General features: G+C 66.1%; 15 protein-coding genes and 1 tRNA gene. 6 read left to right on the forward strand and 10 right to left on the reverse strand.

Translation table 11 applies throughout. The features are described 5' to 3' along the window. The first annotated feature begins 27 nt into the window (after positions 1–27). A complete protein-coding gene (locus AC1U2B_RS06365) occupies positions 28–249 on the forward strand; it encodes a DUF167 domain-containing protein (RefSeq protein ID WP_480216586.1) in 222 nt (73 codons plus the stop codon). 18 nt (positions 250–267) lie between these two features. Next, the gene (locus tag AC1U2B_RS06370) at positions 268–765 is read left to right on the forward strand and encodes an O-acetyl-ADP-ribose deacetylase (RefSeq protein WP_480216122.1); all 498 of its coding nucleotides are present in this window, start codon (positions 268–270) and stop codon (positions 763–765) included. A gap of 108 nt (positions 766–873) precedes the next feature. Here AC1U2B_RS06370 and AC1U2B_RS06375 read toward each other — a convergent pair whose 3' ends face one another. From AC1U2B_RS06375 to AC1U2B_RS06400, 6 genes are all read right to left on the reverse strand, one after another. Next, positions 874–1,608, reverse strand: a complete 735-nt coding sequence (locus AC1U2B_RS06375) for an ABC transporter ATP-binding protein (RefSeq protein WP_480216123.1) — start codon at positions 1,606–1,608, stop codon at positions 874–876. Further along, the gene (locus tag AC1U2B_RS06380) at positions 1,595–2,440 is read right to left on the reverse strand and encodes an ABC transporter ATP-binding protein (RefSeq protein ID WP_480216124.1); all 846 of its coding nucleotides are present in this window, start codon (positions 2,438–2,440) and stop codon (positions 1,595–1,597) included. Before AC1U2B_RS06380 ends, AC1U2B_RS06375 begins: the two co-directional genes overlap by 14 nt. Beyond that, a complete protein-coding gene (locus AC1U2B_RS06385) occupies positions 2,437–3,627 on the reverse strand; it encodes a branched-chain amino acid ABC transporter permease (RefSeq protein WP_480216125.1) in 1,191 nt (396 codons plus the stop codon). The genes AC1U2B_RS06380 and AC1U2B_RS06385 overlap by 4 nt, the downstream gene beginning before the upstream one ends. Next, positions 3,624–4,661: a branched-chain amino acid ABC transporter permease gene (locus AC1U2B_RS06390; protein WP_043398377.1), complete on the reverse strand. Its 1,038-nt coding sequence runs from the start codon at positions 4,659–4,661 to the stop codon at positions 3,624–3,626. Before AC1U2B_RS06390 ends, AC1U2B_RS06385 begins: the two co-directional genes overlap by 4 nt. Before the next feature lie 96 nt (positions 4,662–4,757). Further along, the gene (locus AC1U2B_RS06395) at positions 4,758–5,972 is read right to left on the reverse strand and encodes a branched-chain amino acid ABC transporter substrate-binding protein (protein ID WP_260942112.1); all 1,215 of its coding nucleotides are present in this window, start codon (positions 5,970–5,972) and stop codon (positions 4,758–4,760) included. 207 nt (positions 5,973–6,179) lie between these two features. After that, positions 6,180–6,812, reverse strand: coding sequence for a two-component system response regulator PdtaR (locus AC1U2B_RS06400; protein WP_043398554.1), 633 nt, complete (start codon positions 6,810–6,812; stop codon positions 6,180–6,182). Between the two features lie 99 nt (positions 6,813–6,911). On the opposite strand from AC1U2B_RS06400, the gene AC1U2B_RS06405 reads away from it, so the two are divergent. The 3 genes from AC1U2B_RS06405 (at position 6,912) to AC1U2B_RS06415 (ending at position 7,826) form a co-directional block, all read left to right on the forward strand. After that, positions 6,912–6,988, forward strand: a tRNA-Leu gene (locus tag AC1U2B_RS06405). 23 nt (positions 6,989–7,011) lie between these two features. Beyond that, positions 7,012–7,284, forward strand: a complete 273-nt coding sequence (locus tag AC1U2B_RS06410) for a hypothetical protein (protein ID WP_480216126.1) — start codon at positions 7,012–7,014, stop codon at positions 7,282–7,284. Positions 7,285–7,289: 5 nt separating this feature from the next. Further along, positions 7,290–7,826, forward strand: coding sequence for a hypothetical protein (locus AC1U2B_RS06415; RefSeq protein WP_480216127.1), 537 nt, complete (start codon positions 7,290–7,292; stop codon positions 7,824–7,826). Positions 7,827–7,875: 49 nt separating this feature from the next. Here AC1U2B_RS06415 and AC1U2B_RS06420 read toward each other — a convergent pair whose 3' ends face one another. Beyond that, positions 7,876–9,924, reverse strand: a complete 2,049-nt coding sequence (locus tag AC1U2B_RS06420) for a cellulase family glycosylhydrolase (protein WP_480216128.1) — start codon at positions 9,922–9,924, stop codon at positions 7,876–7,878. A 522-nt stretch (positions 9,925–10,446) separates the two neighbouring features. Between AC1U2B_RS06420 and AC1U2B_RS06425 the strand changes: the two genes are divergently transcribed. Next, the gene (locus AC1U2B_RS06425; protein ID WP_480216129.1) at positions 10,447–11,808 is read left to right on the forward strand and encodes an adenylate/guanylate cyclase domain-containing protein; all 1,362 of its coding nucleotides are present in this window, start codon (positions 10,447–10,449) and stop codon (positions 11,806–11,808) included. Here the strand turns inward: AC1U2B_RS06425 and AC1U2B_RS06430 are convergent. The 3 genes from AC1U2B_RS06430 to AC1U2B_RS06440 are packed head-to-tail and all read right to left on the reverse strand — an operon-like array spanning position 11,781 to position 14,330. Beyond that, complete coding sequence (locus tag AC1U2B_RS06430; protein ID WP_480216130.1) at positions 11,781–12,437, reverse strand: response regulator; 657 nt, start codon at positions 12,435–12,437, stop codon at positions 11,781–11,783. The two genes, AC1U2B_RS06425 and AC1U2B_RS06430, sit on opposite strands and share 28 nt — an antisense overlap. Then, positions 12,430–13,578: a MacS family sensor histidine kinase gene (gene macS, locus AC1U2B_RS06435; protein ID WP_480216131.1), complete on the reverse strand. Its 1,149-nt coding sequence runs from the start codon at positions 13,576–13,578 to the stop codon at positions 12,430–12,432. Before macS ends, AC1U2B_RS06430 begins: the two co-directional genes overlap by 8 nt. Beyond that, positions 13,578–14,330, reverse strand: coding sequence for an amino acid ABC transporter ATP-binding protein (locus tag AC1U2B_RS06440; RefSeq protein ID WP_480216587.1), 753 nt, complete (start codon positions 14,328–14,330; stop codon positions 13,578–13,580). Before AC1U2B_RS06440 ends, macS begins: the two co-directional genes overlap by 1 nt. Positions 14,331–14,334 lie beyond the last annotated feature (4 nt).

A 14,334-nucleotide genomic window follows, 5' to 3' on the forward strand; every position in this document is an offset into this window, starting at 1 on the left:
CGGGATTTTCTGCACGCTGGGCCAGTGATGATTTCGGTCCGCGTCAAGCCAGGCAGTCGCAAGGGGCCGTTGGTCGAGACCGACGACGACGGCACCTTGGTTGTCTACGTCCGTGAGCAGGCCGTGGACGGCAAGGCCAACACCGCGGTGATCCGGGTGCTCGCCGAGCATTTCGGGGTGCCGAAGTCGCGGGTGGAGTTGGTGTCCGGCGCCGCGGCCCGGATCAAGAGGTTCCGGATCGACGAGTAGCGCGGGGATACTGCTGTCATGCCCCGCATGACCGCAGTCCTCGGCGATATCACCGAGCAGGATGTCGATGCGATCGTCAATGCCGCCAATAACGCCATGCGTGGCGGCGGTGGTGTGGACGGTGCGATTCACCGGGCCGGCGGCCCGGCCGTGCTGCGGGACTGCATCGACCGCTTCCCCAACGGTCTGGCCACCGGTGACGCCGGCTGGACGACCGCCGGAGCGCTTCCGGCCCGTTGGGTGATCCACACCGTCGGGCCGAACTTCAGAGCGGGCCAACGTGATCCGGAGTTGTTGCGGTCCTGCTACCGCCGCTGCATCGAAGTCGCCGACGAACTAGGCGCGCGCAGCGTGGCCTTCCCGTTGATCAGTGCGGGCATCTACGGCTGGCCGTTGGACGATGCCATCGTGATTGCCATCGATACGGTCGCCGCAGCCGGCGGCACCGTCACCGACGTCACGTTTGCGGCATTCAGCGACGACATCTACGACCGGATCCAGCGACATTTGCGCTAGGTCCCTACACCGAGAGTGTGGCTCGGCGCGGACCCACCCGGCGTGTCGCCTCGGCAGCCCACACTCTCGACGTAGGAGCCGGGCCGCACACGGCCACCTATCGAGCGGTCAGGCCACACCCAGGTAGGCCGCACGAATGCTGTTGTCCGACAGCAGCTCGCGGGCCACGCCCTCCCGGGTGATCCGCCCGGTCTCCAGGATGTAGGCCCGGTCCGAACGGCTCAGCGCCTGCTGGGCGTTCTGCTCGACCAGCAGCACCGTGGTGCCCTGGGAATTGATCTCGGAGATGATGTGGAAGATCTGCGAGATCACCTTGGGCGCCAAGCCCATCGACGGCTCGTCGAGCAGCAGCACCCGCGGCCGCGCCATCAGCGCCCGGCCGATGGCCAGCATCTGCTGCTCCCCACCAGAGAGGGTCCCGCCGGCTTGCGAACGCCGCTCGGCCAGCCGCGGGAATGTCTCCAGCACCCAGTCGAGCCGCTCGCGATACTCGGCCTTCGAAGCGAACTTGCGCCCGTAGCAGCCCATTTCGAGGTTCTCGATGATCGTCATGCCCGGGAAGATGCCGCGTCCCTCCGGTGCCTGGATCAGTCCGGCGGTCACCCGACGATGCGCCTTCATCTTCGAGATGTCCTCGCCGTCGAACCACACCGAACCCGCCGACAACGGCAACAACCCCGACAGCGCGCGCATCATCGTGGTCTTGCCGGCGCCGTTCGAGCCGAGCATGGTGACCAGCTCGCCCTGGTGCACCTGCAGCGAAACCCCGTGCAGCGCCTGGATTCTGCCGTAATGCACCGAGACGTCCCGGACTTCCAGCAGGACCTGGTCAGAGTTCGTCATCGGGCACCCCCAGGTATGCGGCGATGACCTTCGGGTCCTCGCGAATCTCGGCCGGTAGGCCTTCGGCGATCTTGCGCCCGAACTCCAGCACCACGATGCGGTCGGTGACGCCCATGACCAGCCGCATGTCGTGTTCGATCAGCAGCACGGTGTAGCCGTCGTCCCGGATCGCCTGGATCAATTCGATCAGCGCGGACTTCTCGCTCGGGTTGAAGCCTGCGGCGGGCTCGTCCAGGCACAGCAGTTTCGGTTCGGTGGCCAGGGCCCGCGCGATCTCCAGTCGGCGCTGATCGCCGTAGGACAGGTTCCTGGCCTTCTCCTCGCCGCGGTGCGCGATGCCCACGAATTGCAGTAGCGCCGCGGCACGTTCGATCGCGTCGCGCTCCTCCCGCCGGTGCCGCGCCGAACGCAGGAGCGCGCCGGGCACCGATGTCTTGTGCCGGGCGTCGGTGCCGACGACGACGTTCTCCAGCGCGGTCATCTCACCCCACAGCCGGATGTTCTGGAAGGTGCGAGCGATGCCACGCCGCGTGATCTCGTGGCGCTTGATCTTGCCGAGCGGCGCGCCGTCGAACATCACCGAACCGGACGACGGCCGGTACACGCCGGTGATCGCGTTGAAGCAGGTCGTCTTGCCGGCACCGTTGGGACCGATGAGACCGAGAATCTCGCCGCGCCGGATATCGAACGTCACGGCATCGAGCGCGGTGAGTCCACCGAACTTGACGGTGAGATCAGTTGTCGCCAAGAGCTTTTCACCCTCCGCGACCTGCACGTCACGGTGCAGTGCGGCAAGTTCCTCGTCGGGTGCGGGCTCGATCGGGGCGCTCATGCTGCCGCCTTCGAATCGTCGGCATTGCGCAACAACCTGCGCGCGGACTTGCCGTACGCCAACAGCTGCTGGCGTACCGGGAACAGCCCCTGCGGACGGAAGATCATCAGTACCACCAGCGCCAGGCCGAAGAACAGGTATTTGAGGTCACCGAGGTTGATGCCGAGCAGGTGCACGCCGAGTAGCCGGTTGGGCAGATAGACGATGATGAACGCGCCGATGATCACGCCGAGCTTGTTGCCCTGCCCGCCGAGCACCACCGCACACAGGAACAGCATCGAGTTGATGATGTTGAAGGTCGGCGGCGCGACGTACTGCACCTGGCCGGCATACAACGCGCCTGACAAGCCACCGATGCCCGCGCCGATGACGAACGCCCAGAGCTTGAACTTGAAGGTGTTGACGCCCATCACTTCTGCGGCGTCCTCGTCCTCCCGGATGGCGACCCAGGCCCGGCCCACGCGACTGCGCTCCAGGTTGCCGACGAGCAGCAGGATGCCGATCATGAGGACCAGCCCGAGCCAGAACCACCAGGTGCCGTAGTTGGCGTGACCGGCGGAGTTGCCGCTGGAGAACACCCCGTTGGGGAGCCGGTCCGTCTCCCCCACCCGCGGATAGGCGATCTGGTTGAGGCCGCGGGCACCGTTGGTCAGGTCGGAGAGGTTGTCGGCCAGGAGCCGGATGATCTCGCCGAATCCCAGCGTAACGATCGCGAGGTAGTCGCCGCGTAGCCGCAGGGTCGGGATGCCCAGCACCAGACCGGCCAACGCGGTGACGGCCATGGCCAGCGGTACGCAGGCCAGCCAGGCCCAGTCCTTGTTGAGGAACCCATCGACCCCGACCTGGTTCCACGGGCTGTCCGGGCTGGTCAGCAGCGCGACGGTGTAGGCGCCGACGGCGTAGAACCCGACATAGCCGAGGTCGAGCAATCCTGCTTGGCCCACAACCACATTGAGACCGATCGCGATGATCGCCACCATCGCGAACTGCGCCATGGTGCCGCCGAAGCTGATGCCCGGGGTGTTGAGGAACGGCGGCGTGTACAGCGGCAGCAGCGCCACCACGGTGAACGCGAGCAGCCCGAAGACCCATTTCGCGGGCCGGCTCTGCTGATCCCACCACTGGCGCAACTGGTCGCCGGGGGCCAGCACGTACCGGCTCCGGCCGCTGGTGCGCTCGTCGCTCATGCTCGTGCCTTCCCGAGACTTTCACCGAGTATCCCGGTGGGACGGATCAGGAGTACCAGCACCAGGAGCACGAAGGCGACCACGTCGCGCCATTGGGTGCCGAAGAATGCCTGCCCGTAGTTCTCCATCACGCCGAGGATCAACCCGCCGAGCAGCGCGCCCCGCAGGTTGCCGATGCCGCCGAGCACCGCGGCCGAAAATGCCTTGATTCCCAGCAGGAATCCGCCCGAGTAGATGATGCCCTGCGGCACCTTCAACGTGAAGAGCAGTGCGGCGGCGCCGGCCAGCAGGCCGCCGATGAGGAACGTGGTGAGAATGATGCGCTCGCGCGATACGCCCATGAGGGTGGCGGTCGCCGGGTCCTGGGCGACGGCCCGGATGCCGCGGCCGAACTTGGTGCGGTTGAGCGCGATGTCGGTCAGCAACGCCAGCACGACGGCAGCGACCACGATGACGATGGTGACGTTCGAGATGTTCGCAGAGAAGAGCGTGAACTGAGTCTTGGGCTGCACCAGGATGATCGGCTGCTGCGCATTGCTGCCGCCGAATCCTTTGAGAATCTTCGGCAACACGAAGTGCACGAACTCCTGCAGGACGAACGACATCCCGATCGCGGTGATGAGGAACGTCAAACCGCGCGCATTGCGGCGGCGCAGTGGCCGATAGGCCACGACCTCCAGCCCGACGGCGGCGGCACCGGAGACCAGCATCGCGACGAGCATGGCAATGCCCAGATAGCAGATCGTCAACCCGACGCCCAGGCTGTAGGCATTACCGCTGGGCTTGAAGCCGAGGATGATCTGCAGCGCGAAGTACGCACCGAACATGCCGAACATGAAGATTTCCGAGTGCGCGAAGTTGATGAGTCGCAGCACGCCGAACACCAGCGTGTAGCCGACGGCAACCAGGGCATAGATCGCACCCCACGACAACCCGTCAATCGTCAACTGCCAGAACCCGTTCAACAGGTTGTCGACGTTGAAATTGATGTTGGCCGCGGTGCACACGTAGTGGCCAACGCAGTCGGGTGTCATCGGGTGGCGGCTCCTCGGTTGTCGCGGTGGGTGACTTGTCTGCGAACGAACGACGCGCCCGGCACGGGGTCCGGACGCGTCGTCGTCTGCAGGTTCCTACTGGACCTTGTAGATCCAGATCAGGTTGGTGGTCAGCTCACCCTTGTTGTTCCACTGGTACTTGCGGGCCACACCCTGGCCTTCGTACTTGGTGACGAAGTCCAGCAGCGCGGGCCGGGTGACCGCACCGGAGTCGATGCCCTTGACCAGGATGGTGCCCAGGTCGTAGCCCTCGGTGCTGTAGGTGCCGGGCTCCTGCCCGAACTTCTTGGTGTACTCCTCGGCGAACTGCTTGCTCGCCGGGCCGCACGGGCAGGACAGGATGGCGCCCTTCGTGGCCTCGCCGCCCTGCTTGACGAACTCGGGGTCCTTGGTGCCGTCGGCGCTGGCGAACGTCGCGGTCACGCCACCGTCCTTGAGCTGCTGGGCGAACGTCGCCGCCTCGGCGTAGTACCCGCTGTAGAAGATCGCGTCCGGTGCCGCACCCTTGATCTGGGTGACGGCGGCCGAGAAGTCCTTGTCGCCCTTCTTGACCGAGATGTTGCACGCCGAATCGGCAACCGGTCCGAGCGTGGTGCGCACGGCGGTGGCCAGGCCCAGGCCGTAGTCGGTGCTGTCGTCGACGACGCAGACCTTCTTGTTCTTGAGCGTGTTCTTCAGGTAGTTCGCGACCGACGGACCCTGCACGCCGTCATTGGCCAGGCCGCGGAAGAAGGTCTTCCAGCCGTTCTCGCTCAGCGTCACGTTGGTGGCCGAGGCGGTGGCGGCGACCAGGCCGGCCTGGTCGAAGACGGTGCCGGTGGCTTTCGTCTCGCCCGAGAAGGCCGGGCCGACCAGGCCGATGGTGAACTTGTCGTCGACGATCTGCGGCGCGATGCCCGTCGCCTTCTGCGGGTCGCCTTCGGTATCGAAGGTCTTGAGCGTCACCTGGCAACCCGGGTTGGCCGCGTTGTGCTTGTCGATGGCGAGCTGCACGCCGTCCTTGATGTTGATGCCGAGGGCGGCATCAGGACCGTTCAGGGCACCAGCCATGGCGATGGAGACCGGCGGGCAGGTCGCCTTGCCGTCGCCGGCGGGATCGGCGGGAGCCGCGCCCCCGGCGGCCTTGATCTCCGCGCCGTTCTCGTCGATCTGCACCTGCTCCACGATCTTGAGATTCGAGCCGGCGGCGCCGCTCTGCTTCGGTTCGGACTGGCTGCATCCCGCCAGACCGAACACGATCAGACCGGCACTGCCGACTGCAAGAGCATTCCGAGCTACGCGACTGCGCACGCTTCACCTCCGGGTCATGGTTACGTGGCACCGGACGTGGCCTGACTCTTCGCAGGTAAGGCCCGATGTCCGCTACTTCGCGTAGACAGTAACCAACACGACGCGGCGATACGCGCTGTTGAGCGATGCTCGCCAACCTTGTGTCGAGCGGACCTGTGTAAATGCTGCGGCCCGAAACACAGAGTTAACGAGACCCGGCTCCGCGACTCAGTCGGCTGACGCCTCTGTCGCTTCCGCGACCGGCGGATCCAGCGTCTCGACGACGACCTCGGCCACCCGCTTCATCGTGGTACGACGGTCCATCGCCGCCCGCTGAATCCACTTGAACGCCTCGGGTTCGGACATGCCCTGCTTGGTCTGCAGAATGCCTTTGGCGCGCTCGACGAGCTTGCGGGTCTCCAGCCGGTCCGACAGCGAGAGGACTTCCTTCTCCAAGGCCCTCACCTCACCGAAGCGGCTGACCGCGACCTCGATGGCCGGCACCAGGTCCGTGATGGAGAACGGCTTGACCAGGTAGGCCATGGCACCCGCGTCACGGGCCCGTTCGACCAGCTCACGCTGCGAAAACGCAGTCAGGATCACGATGGGCGCGATGCGCTTGGCGGCGATCTCGGAGGCCGCGTCGATGCCGTCGCGGCGCGGCATCTTCACGTCCATGATCACCAGGTCGGGCTTCAGCTTCTCGGCGAGCTCGACCGCCTCCTGGCCGTCGCCGGCCTCGCCGACGATCTCGTAGCCCTCCTCGCGGAGCATCTCCGCCAGGTCCAGCCGGATGAGCGCCTCATCCTCGGCCACGAGAACACGGCGTGGTGCGACGTCATCAGTTGTTGGCCCGGTCATCCCCACATTGTCGCGTGCGGAGCCCGGCAAGGCGACCTCGGGGCGCGGCGCGGCCGCCAGAATCACATCCACTATGGTGGTACACCGCACCGCCGAAACGCCCTCGTATCCCAACTGGCAGAGGAAACGGATTCAAAACCCGTGCAGTGTGAGTTCGAATCTCACCGAGGGCACCAAAACTCGCCGCTAAACTGCACGCATGGGGGCACTGCGAGTCACTGCGGATGGGCTGTTCGCCGTTGCCGGTCAACTGGAGCAGCATGCCCAAGCTCTGTCGGCGCACACGATCAGCGGTGCGCCGCTGCCTGCCGGCCAGTCCACCGCCGATGTCGTCGCCGAAATCCAGACCCGCGTTGATGCCGCATCCGCCGCGCATGCCGAACGCATCTGGTCCGTCGCGTCCTCACTGACCGCCGCCGGACGTGCCTACACCGACTCCGACCGCTCCGCCTCGGCAGCATTGGCGGAATAGCCTTGATGGCCGAACTCGAACTGCCGACACTGGCACAGATCACCGATTGGGATGTTCAGCACCTGGTCGACGCTGCGGCGCAATGGACCAAGACCGCCGACCTGTGGGAGAACTCATTCCACGACGTCTGGCAAGGCACCCTGCGGCCAGGCGGCACCACGTGGGAAGGCAGCGCCGCGGAGAACGCACAGGACGTCGCCTGGCGTGATCTGGTCAAGGTCCGCGGGTCGGCCGACGCGCTGCGGACCGCCGCCAATATCGCCCAGACCGGCGCGGCGTCGCTCTCTGATGTCAAACGACTGGCGCTGGGCGCAATTGACGAAGCACGCACCAACGAGTTCGCGGTCGCCGACGACCTGTCGGTGACCGAGGTCAGGTACCGGTTCGTGGCCAGGGAACGCGAGTCGCGCGAGTCGATCGCCGACGACCACACCGCCGACATCCGGCACCTCGCCGCGAATCTCGTTGCGCTGGACCGGGATATCGCGCACCGGCTGCGGGCGACCATGTCCGGGATCGGCGCCCCGATCTATTCGGTGTGAGCGCCTCCCCGGCGTCTGAGACGCCGGGGAGGCCTCGCCCAGACCCGGACTATGAGCCCTGGTGCTGGTGTGCCTTGCTGCCCGTCGACGAGTCCTTGCCACCGCCATCAGCGTTGGCCCGGCCGGCCGGCTTTGCCGGTTCGCTCGCCGCGGCCGGGGTCTGCTTCTTGGCCTTGCCGGGCTTCTTGCCCGTCTTGCCCTTGGTACCCGCTTTGCCGCTGTCCGACTTGTCCTGCGTCGCACCATCTTTGGTCTGGGTCTTGGACTCGTTCGCCGGCGACGGCGTGGTGCCCGACTTGGGCGTGTCCGAACCGGACGAATCAGTCTGCGACGTTTCCGACTTCGGGGTCTCGGCCTTCGGGGTCTCGGCCTTCGGGGTCTCCACCGCCGGGGTCTCGGCCTTCGTGTCGTCGACCTTGGGGGTCTCAGTCTTCGGCGTCTCGGTCTTCGGCGTCTCGGTCTTCGGCGTATCGGTCTTCGGCGTATCGGTCTTCGGCGCCTCGGCCTTCGTGTCGTCGACCTTGGGGGTCTCAGTCTTGGGCTCCTCGGCCTTCGGCGTCTCGGCCTTGGTGTCCTCGGTCTTGGTCTCCACAGCCTTCGGGTCGACGGCCCCGGCGGCTTCGTGCTCGGCGGCGTCGACCACCTTCACGTCGCCGGATTCCGACTTGTCGCCGGCCTTGGCATGCTCGGCAGTGTCTTTCGAACCGCCCACCTGAGACTTCAGCTCCTTGGCGGCCAGGTTCGCGGCCGCGACGGTATCCGCACTGACCGAGGCTGCCGCAGGCGCCAGACTTGCGGTGGCATTCGCTTGCGCCGCAGCTGGTTTGAAGATTCCCGAGATCAGACTCTGGAACGCCTTGACGGCGTTGGCGAACGCGGTCTGCAACGAAGCGGTGAACGACGTGAATGCCTTCTGGAACTGAGCCAACGCCTTCTGGATCAACTCCGCCAGTGCCACGATCGGCGAGACGATGACGGGCGGCAGACCGATCGCGTCAGAGATCACCTTCACGGCCAGCTTGGCCGTCCAGTCGGCCTGGAAGATGCCGTAGCCGGTGTCCGTGCCGGGCACACCATCGCGGGTGGTGTAGATGAACAACGGGCCGGTGTAGGTCAGTGCCCGCCAGGTGGTGATGAAGTCCTGGATGAAATCGGCCTGCTTCTGGTTGCTGGTCGGATCGACGACGCCGAGTTGGTCGAGCACAGTCTGGAAGCCGTATTCGGTGGCCCAGATCAGCTTTTGGCCGTCACCGTTCTGCACCATGATCGCTCGCATCTGCTGCACCTGGTACAGCGCCGAGAACGGGTTCAAGGCACCGCCCTGGGAAAACTTCAACACCTGGTTGAACTCGTAGGGGTGAACCGAGATGGCGTCGAAAAAGCCTTTGGCGCCAGCGGCATACATCGCGGCGAGGAAGGTCTGCGGAGACGCGGTAGCCCCGAAGAAGTCTTGCAGCGGAGCCAGCGCGCCCGCGATGACCGTGGACGTGGGGTCCGCACCCACGGTCCCGTCGCCGCCCTTCAGCGTGGTGTAGACGGCCTTCAAGATGGCGGTGTATTTGACGGGATCCATCGGCTGGAAGAAGGTGAAGCTGTTGGGCTCGTTCCAGACTTCGTACGCGGAGATCACGTCGCCGTACCGGGTGGCCACCTGCTTCACGAAGTCGGCGTAGACGGCCGGATCGGGCGCACCCGCACCGGGGATGGTGCCACTGGGCGCTGCCCACAGCGGCGTGTGACTGACGACAGCCAGCACACCCATGTTGTGGGCGCGAGCGGCGTCCATCACGTTGTTCATCAGCTGCCAGTTGGCGTCGTTCGGCAGATCATTGGGACCTGTCATCTTGATCAACGCCCACGGCACGAAGACCCGGATGTTCTGCACACCGATCGACTGCAGCTGGTCCAAGGTCTTGTCGATGTCCGCCGGCGACAGCCCGTAGAGGCTCGAGTCGGCGATGCCGACGCTCGACGCCTCCGGATCGATCTCCGCGGTGGGTATGACGTCGATTGCCACCGACCGGGGCTGCGTCGGCGTCACGTGGCTGTACGCGCACAGGACGGCCAACGGCATGAATACGACAACGACTCTCAACATCAGAGCTCGGACCAGACGGTTCACCGCAGCCCCCTTTCCACCTGGTCATCGCCACTGATCGATGACGCGTAGGCAGTTAATTTACTGCGCCGACAACAACTTAATGTGTCCAAATACGAAATTAGATTGAAATAATCAAATCATGCGCGTTAAGCAAATATAGAGCCAGGCTAAATACCTCTGGTATGTTCACAATCAGCTAATCAATATCACTTTGCCAATTCGCCATGAGCAAGGATTGTGGCCACGTTTTCCCAGCTCATTTGCACTCAGCGACGACCGCGACCACCATTCGACGCATTCGTCGAATATTTGGCAATTTTGATATTGATCGGTGTCGTACCTATTTTTCAGTTGCGGCGAAGGGACGCTCAGCACCAACCAAGATCCCGCTCAGCGAGCCGTCCTAAATGGCCAGAGCAACTGGCCATTATGGATACCGCGGCGGCCCGCTATTTCGCCGTCAGCGGAGTATCCGCAGGCGAGCACCAAATCCGGCCCTGCACGTCTACCCTTGAATCCATGGCGATCATGGACGACGCTCGCCTCGCCGGTGGCGCCGCGACTCCGAACGCCGACCTGGTCGCTGCTGTGCGCCGCTCGGTGTGTGTGCCGACCGCGACTGTCCGCGAGTGCCTTCACCCTGACGCCGACATCCTGAGCCCGACGGTCGCCCGCAGTCGCCGAATCCTGACCCGCACCAGCCGCCTCGGCGCGATGCTCAGCGTCTTTTTCGCATTCCAGGCCTTGTCCACGGGCCCGTACGCGATGTGGATCGGCACGGTCAACCTGGTCAGCGCGGCGCTGTTCCTGATCGTGCCCAAGCTCTACCGGTTCGGCGAACTGGTCGCGCCCGCGGCCTTCGTGCTCATCGCCTACACCACGGTCACCGTCGTGTGCATCAACATCGGCACCGGCTCCGGCATCCTGCTGTATTTCGCTGTGGCCGGCGCGATCGCCCTGCTGATCGTGGGACTCGAGCATCTGGCCTTTGCGGCCGTCGTCGCTGCGGTCGGCATCGTCACCGCGACCATCCTGGAATTCACTATCCCGGCGCACACCGGGGCGCAGACCGAGTTGGAAAGCCGGGTGTCGTTCGTCATCACGGCGGTGTCCGCCTGCCTGATCGTGATGGCGACCGTCTGGTCCGTCCTGCGCGAGAACGCCATCGCCCAGCGCGCCATCCAAGCGGAGTATCTGCGGTCCGAGTCGCTGTTGGCGAACATCCTGCCGGAGTCCATCGCGCAACGACTCAAGGATCCAGCGCATACCGTGATCGCCGACAAATTCGACGACGCCTCAATCCTTTTCGCCGATATCGCCGGGTACACCCAGCGTGCCAGCGACACCGCCCCTGCCGATCTGGTCCAGTTCCTGGACACGCTGTACACCGATCTGGACGCATTGGTCGACCGGCACGGCCTGGAGAAGGTCAAGACCAGCGGTGACTCCTACATGGTGGTCAGCGGGATACCGCACGGGCGCGCCGATCACCTCGAGGCGCTGGCCTGTCTGGCTCTGGACTTCAACGACGCGGTGCGCGAACTGACCGACGCGAAGGGGCGCCCCGTCCCGGTCCGCATCGGCCTCGCCGCCGGCCCGGTGGTGGCCGGTGTCGTGGGTTCTCGCAAGTTCTTCTACGACGTCTGGGGCGACGCGGTCAACGTCGCGTCACGGATGGAGAGCACCGACGTCGCCGGGCGAATCCAGGTGCCGCACAACGTGTATGAACGCCTCCAGCATGCCTACGCATTCGAGGAACGCGGCGAGATCGACGTCAAGGGCAAGGGTCTGATGCACACCTGGTACCTGACCGGGCGACTGTCCGCGGCCGGCGCCTCGCGGGCCGACGGCGCTCAGTCCAGCCCGTGCTCGATGGCGTAACGCGCCGCTTCGACCCGATTGGCCACCTGCAGCTTGCGGAACGTCGCTTGCACGTGGTTCTCGACTGTGCGGTGACTCAGGGTCAGACGTTCGGCAATCTGCTTGGCGGTCAAGCCCTTTGCCACGTAGCGGAGAATCTCGGTCTCCCGTTCCGTCAGGCCTGCTGCCGGGTCCGCGCCCGGCGCCTTGGCCATGCGTCGGTGCTCCCCCAGCACCAGGCCGGCGAGCCCTGGGGTGAACACCGCACGCCCCTCGCCCGTCGCACGGACCGCGTCGGCCAGCTCGGCCTTGGAGGCGCTCTTCACCAGATATCCGGTGGCGCCGGCCTTCACCGCCTCCAGCACGTCGTCGCGCTCGTCGGAAGCCGACAGCACCAGTACCCGGCTGGCCGGTGACACCGCCAGCACCTGGGTGGTCGCCTCGACCCCGCTGCCGTCGGACAGGCGCATGTCCATCACCACCACCTGGGGCTTGACCACCGCGGCCCGACGTCCCGCGGCCCCGACCCCGTCAGCGGTGGCCACCACGGTGAAACCCGAGTCCTCGAGATCGCGGGCGACTGCGTCGCGCCAGATCGGGTGGTCGTCGACCACCATGACCGTCAGCTCGGACGGTTGCGGCTCAGGCATCGGTGCCCTCCGTTCTGGGCACGGTCAGCTCCCACTCGGTGCCGGCCCCCGGCGACGTCGTCAGCTCGGCGGCACCGCCGAGCGATTCCAGCCGTCCCACAATGGATTTCGTCACGCCCATGTGCCCCTCCGCCGCCGCCTGCGCCAACCGTCCGTCGGCAATGCCCACCCCATCGTCGCGGATACTCACCACCACCTGCTCCCCCAGGTCTTCGACGAGGACGAAAGCCCGGGCCTCCGGACCCGCGTGCGCGGCCGTGTTGCCGAGCACGTTGGCCACCGCGGCATCGAGCTCGCCCGCCACGGCCGCATCGAGCAGCACCGGGTCCGGCGGCACGCTCACCGCGACACGGTCCCCGGCGCGAGCCCGGAGCATCTCTCCGACGTCGACCAGACCACCCGTCGCCTCGTCCAGGCCGGAACTGACCAGCCGGCGCAGCGCCCGTTCCTGCTCACCGGCCAGCTGCGCGAGTTCCGTTGTCTCACCACCGATTTCCCGACCCTTGCGGGCCACCAGCGCCAGTACCTGAATGGCCCCGTCGTGCACCTGCCGGGACAGCCGCTCACGCTCGGCGGTCGCCGCCGCCAATCGGATCGCGCGCTGCAGCTCCGCGTGGGCCCGGCGGGCGGTCTGGGCGGCCATCCCGACCGCGAGTCCCACCGCCAACTCGATGACGAGCGTCGCCTGCCGCCCCAGATTGGGGTCGAAGTAGCCCTTCAGCACCGCACCCGCCGCCGTCACTAGCAGGCCGACGCCCATGCCCGCCACCGGCCCCAGCTGGATCGCCGCCGACAACGTCGCGTTGGTGGCCCACAAGGTCGTCGGCCACGACTGGTTGCCGGCGATCCACGCCGGGGACGCCACCAGATCGGTCGACAAAACCAGCAGCACCACCACCAGCACCTCGGCCAGCACCCAGCCCGTCCGCCTGCCGAAGCCCCGCAGATAGGCCACCGCACACGCCAGGCTCCACGCCATGAGGACCCCGAACAGCGCCCACGTGACGGCCGGGTGCCGCAGATCGTCATTCACGGCGAGCTGAAAACCCAAGGCGTACAGGCAGCTGAGCAGCCGGAAGCCCTGCGCGGCCCGCCACAGCGGGGCGGCGGGGTCCGGCTCAGAAGCGAGGGGCACGGCCACTACATCACTTTGGACAGGAAGGCCTTCGTGCGTTCATGTTTCGGGTTGGCCATCACCTCACGCGGGGCGCCGCGCTCGACCACCACGCCGGCGTCCATGAACACCAGCTCGTCGGCGACCTCGCGCGCGAAGCCCATCTCGTGGGTGACCACCACCATCGTCATGCCCAGCTGGGCCAGTTTCTTCATGACCGCGAGCACGTCCCCGACCAGCTCCGGGTCCAGGGCCGAGGTCGGCTCGTCGAACAGCATCAGTTTGGGCTCCATCGCCAGCGCACGGGCGATCGCGACCCGCTGCTGTTGGCCTCCGGACAACTGGGCCGGATACGCGTCGGCCTTGCTGGACAGCCCGACCTGGTCGAGCAGTTCCCGCGCGCGGCTCAGCGCCGCAGCGCGCTTGACGCCCTTGACATGGACCGGTGCCTCGATGATGTTCTCCAGCGCCGTCCGGTGCGGGAACAGATTGAAATGCTGGAACACCATGCCGACGTCGCGGCGCTGGCGGGCGGCTTCCCTGGGCGGGAGTTCGTGCAGCTTGCCGCCCCGTTCGCGGTACCCGACCAGCTGCTCGTCGACGTACAGCCGTCCGGCGCTGACCTGCTCCAGGTGATTGATACACCGCAGGAACGTCGACTTGCCGGAACCGGAGGGACCGACGAGCACGAGAACCTGGCCACGCTCGACTTCCAGGGAGACGCCCTTGAGTACCTCCAAGGCACCAAAGCTCTTGCACACCTGCTCGGCGCGCACCATCAGG

The organism is Mycolicibacterium sp. P4_G11, assembly GCF_056555145.1.

Excerpts from the sequence above, each read along its gene's own strand:
- AC1U2B_RS06365 (WP_480216586.1), top strand. The coding sequence starts at position 28 with ATGATTTCGGTCCGCGTCAAGCCAGGCAGTCGCAAGGGGCCGTTGGTC.
- AC1U2B_RS06370 (WP_480216122.1), top strand. The coding sequence starts at position 268 with ATGCCCCGCATGACCGCAGTCCTCGGCGATATCACCGAGCAGGATGTC.
- AC1U2B_RS06375 (WP_480216123.1), bottom strand. The coding sequence starts at position 1,608 with ATGACGAACTCTGACCAGGTCCTGCTGGAAGTCCGGGACGTCTCGGTG.
- AC1U2B_RS06380 (WP_480216124.1), bottom strand. The coding sequence starts at position 2,440 with ATGAGCGCCCCGATCGAGCCCGCACCCGACGAGGAACTTGCCGCACTG.
- AC1U2B_RS06385 (WP_480216125.1), bottom strand. The coding sequence starts at position 3,627 with ATGAGCGACGAGCGCACCAGCGGCCGGAGCCGGTACGTGCTGGCCCCC.
- AC1U2B_RS06390 (WP_043398377.1), bottom strand. The coding sequence starts at position 4,661 with ATGACACCCGACTGCGTTGGCCACTACGTGTGCACCGCGGCCAACATC.
- AC1U2B_RS06400 (WP_043398554.1), bottom strand. The coding sequence starts at position 6,812 with ATGACCGGGCCAACAACTGATGACGTCGCACCACGCCGTGTTCTCGTG.
- AC1U2B_RS06410 (WP_480216126.1), top strand. The coding sequence starts at position 7,012 with ATGGGGGCACTGCGAGTCACTGCGGATGGGCTGTTCGCCGTTGCCGGT.
- AC1U2B_RS06415 (WP_480216127.1), top strand. The coding sequence starts at position 7,290 with ATGGCCGAACTCGAACTGCCGACACTGGCACAGATCACCGATTGGGAT.
- AC1U2B_RS06420 (WP_480216128.1), bottom strand. The coding sequence starts at position 9,924 with ATGTTGAGAGTCGTTGTCGTATTCATGCCGTTGGCCGTCCTGTGCGCG.
- AC1U2B_RS06425 (WP_480216129.1), top strand. The coding sequence starts at position 10,447 with ATGGCGATCATGGACGACGCTCGCCTCGCCGGTGGCGCCGCGACTCCG.
- AC1U2B_RS06430 (WP_480216130.1), bottom strand. The coding sequence starts at position 12,437 with ATGCCTGAGCCGCAACCGTCCGAGCTGACGGTCATGGTGGTCGACGAC.
- AC1U2B_RS06440 (WP_480216587.1), bottom strand. The coding sequence starts at position 14,330 with ATGGTGCGCGCCGAGCAGGTGTGCAAGAGCTTTGGTGCCTTGGAGGTA.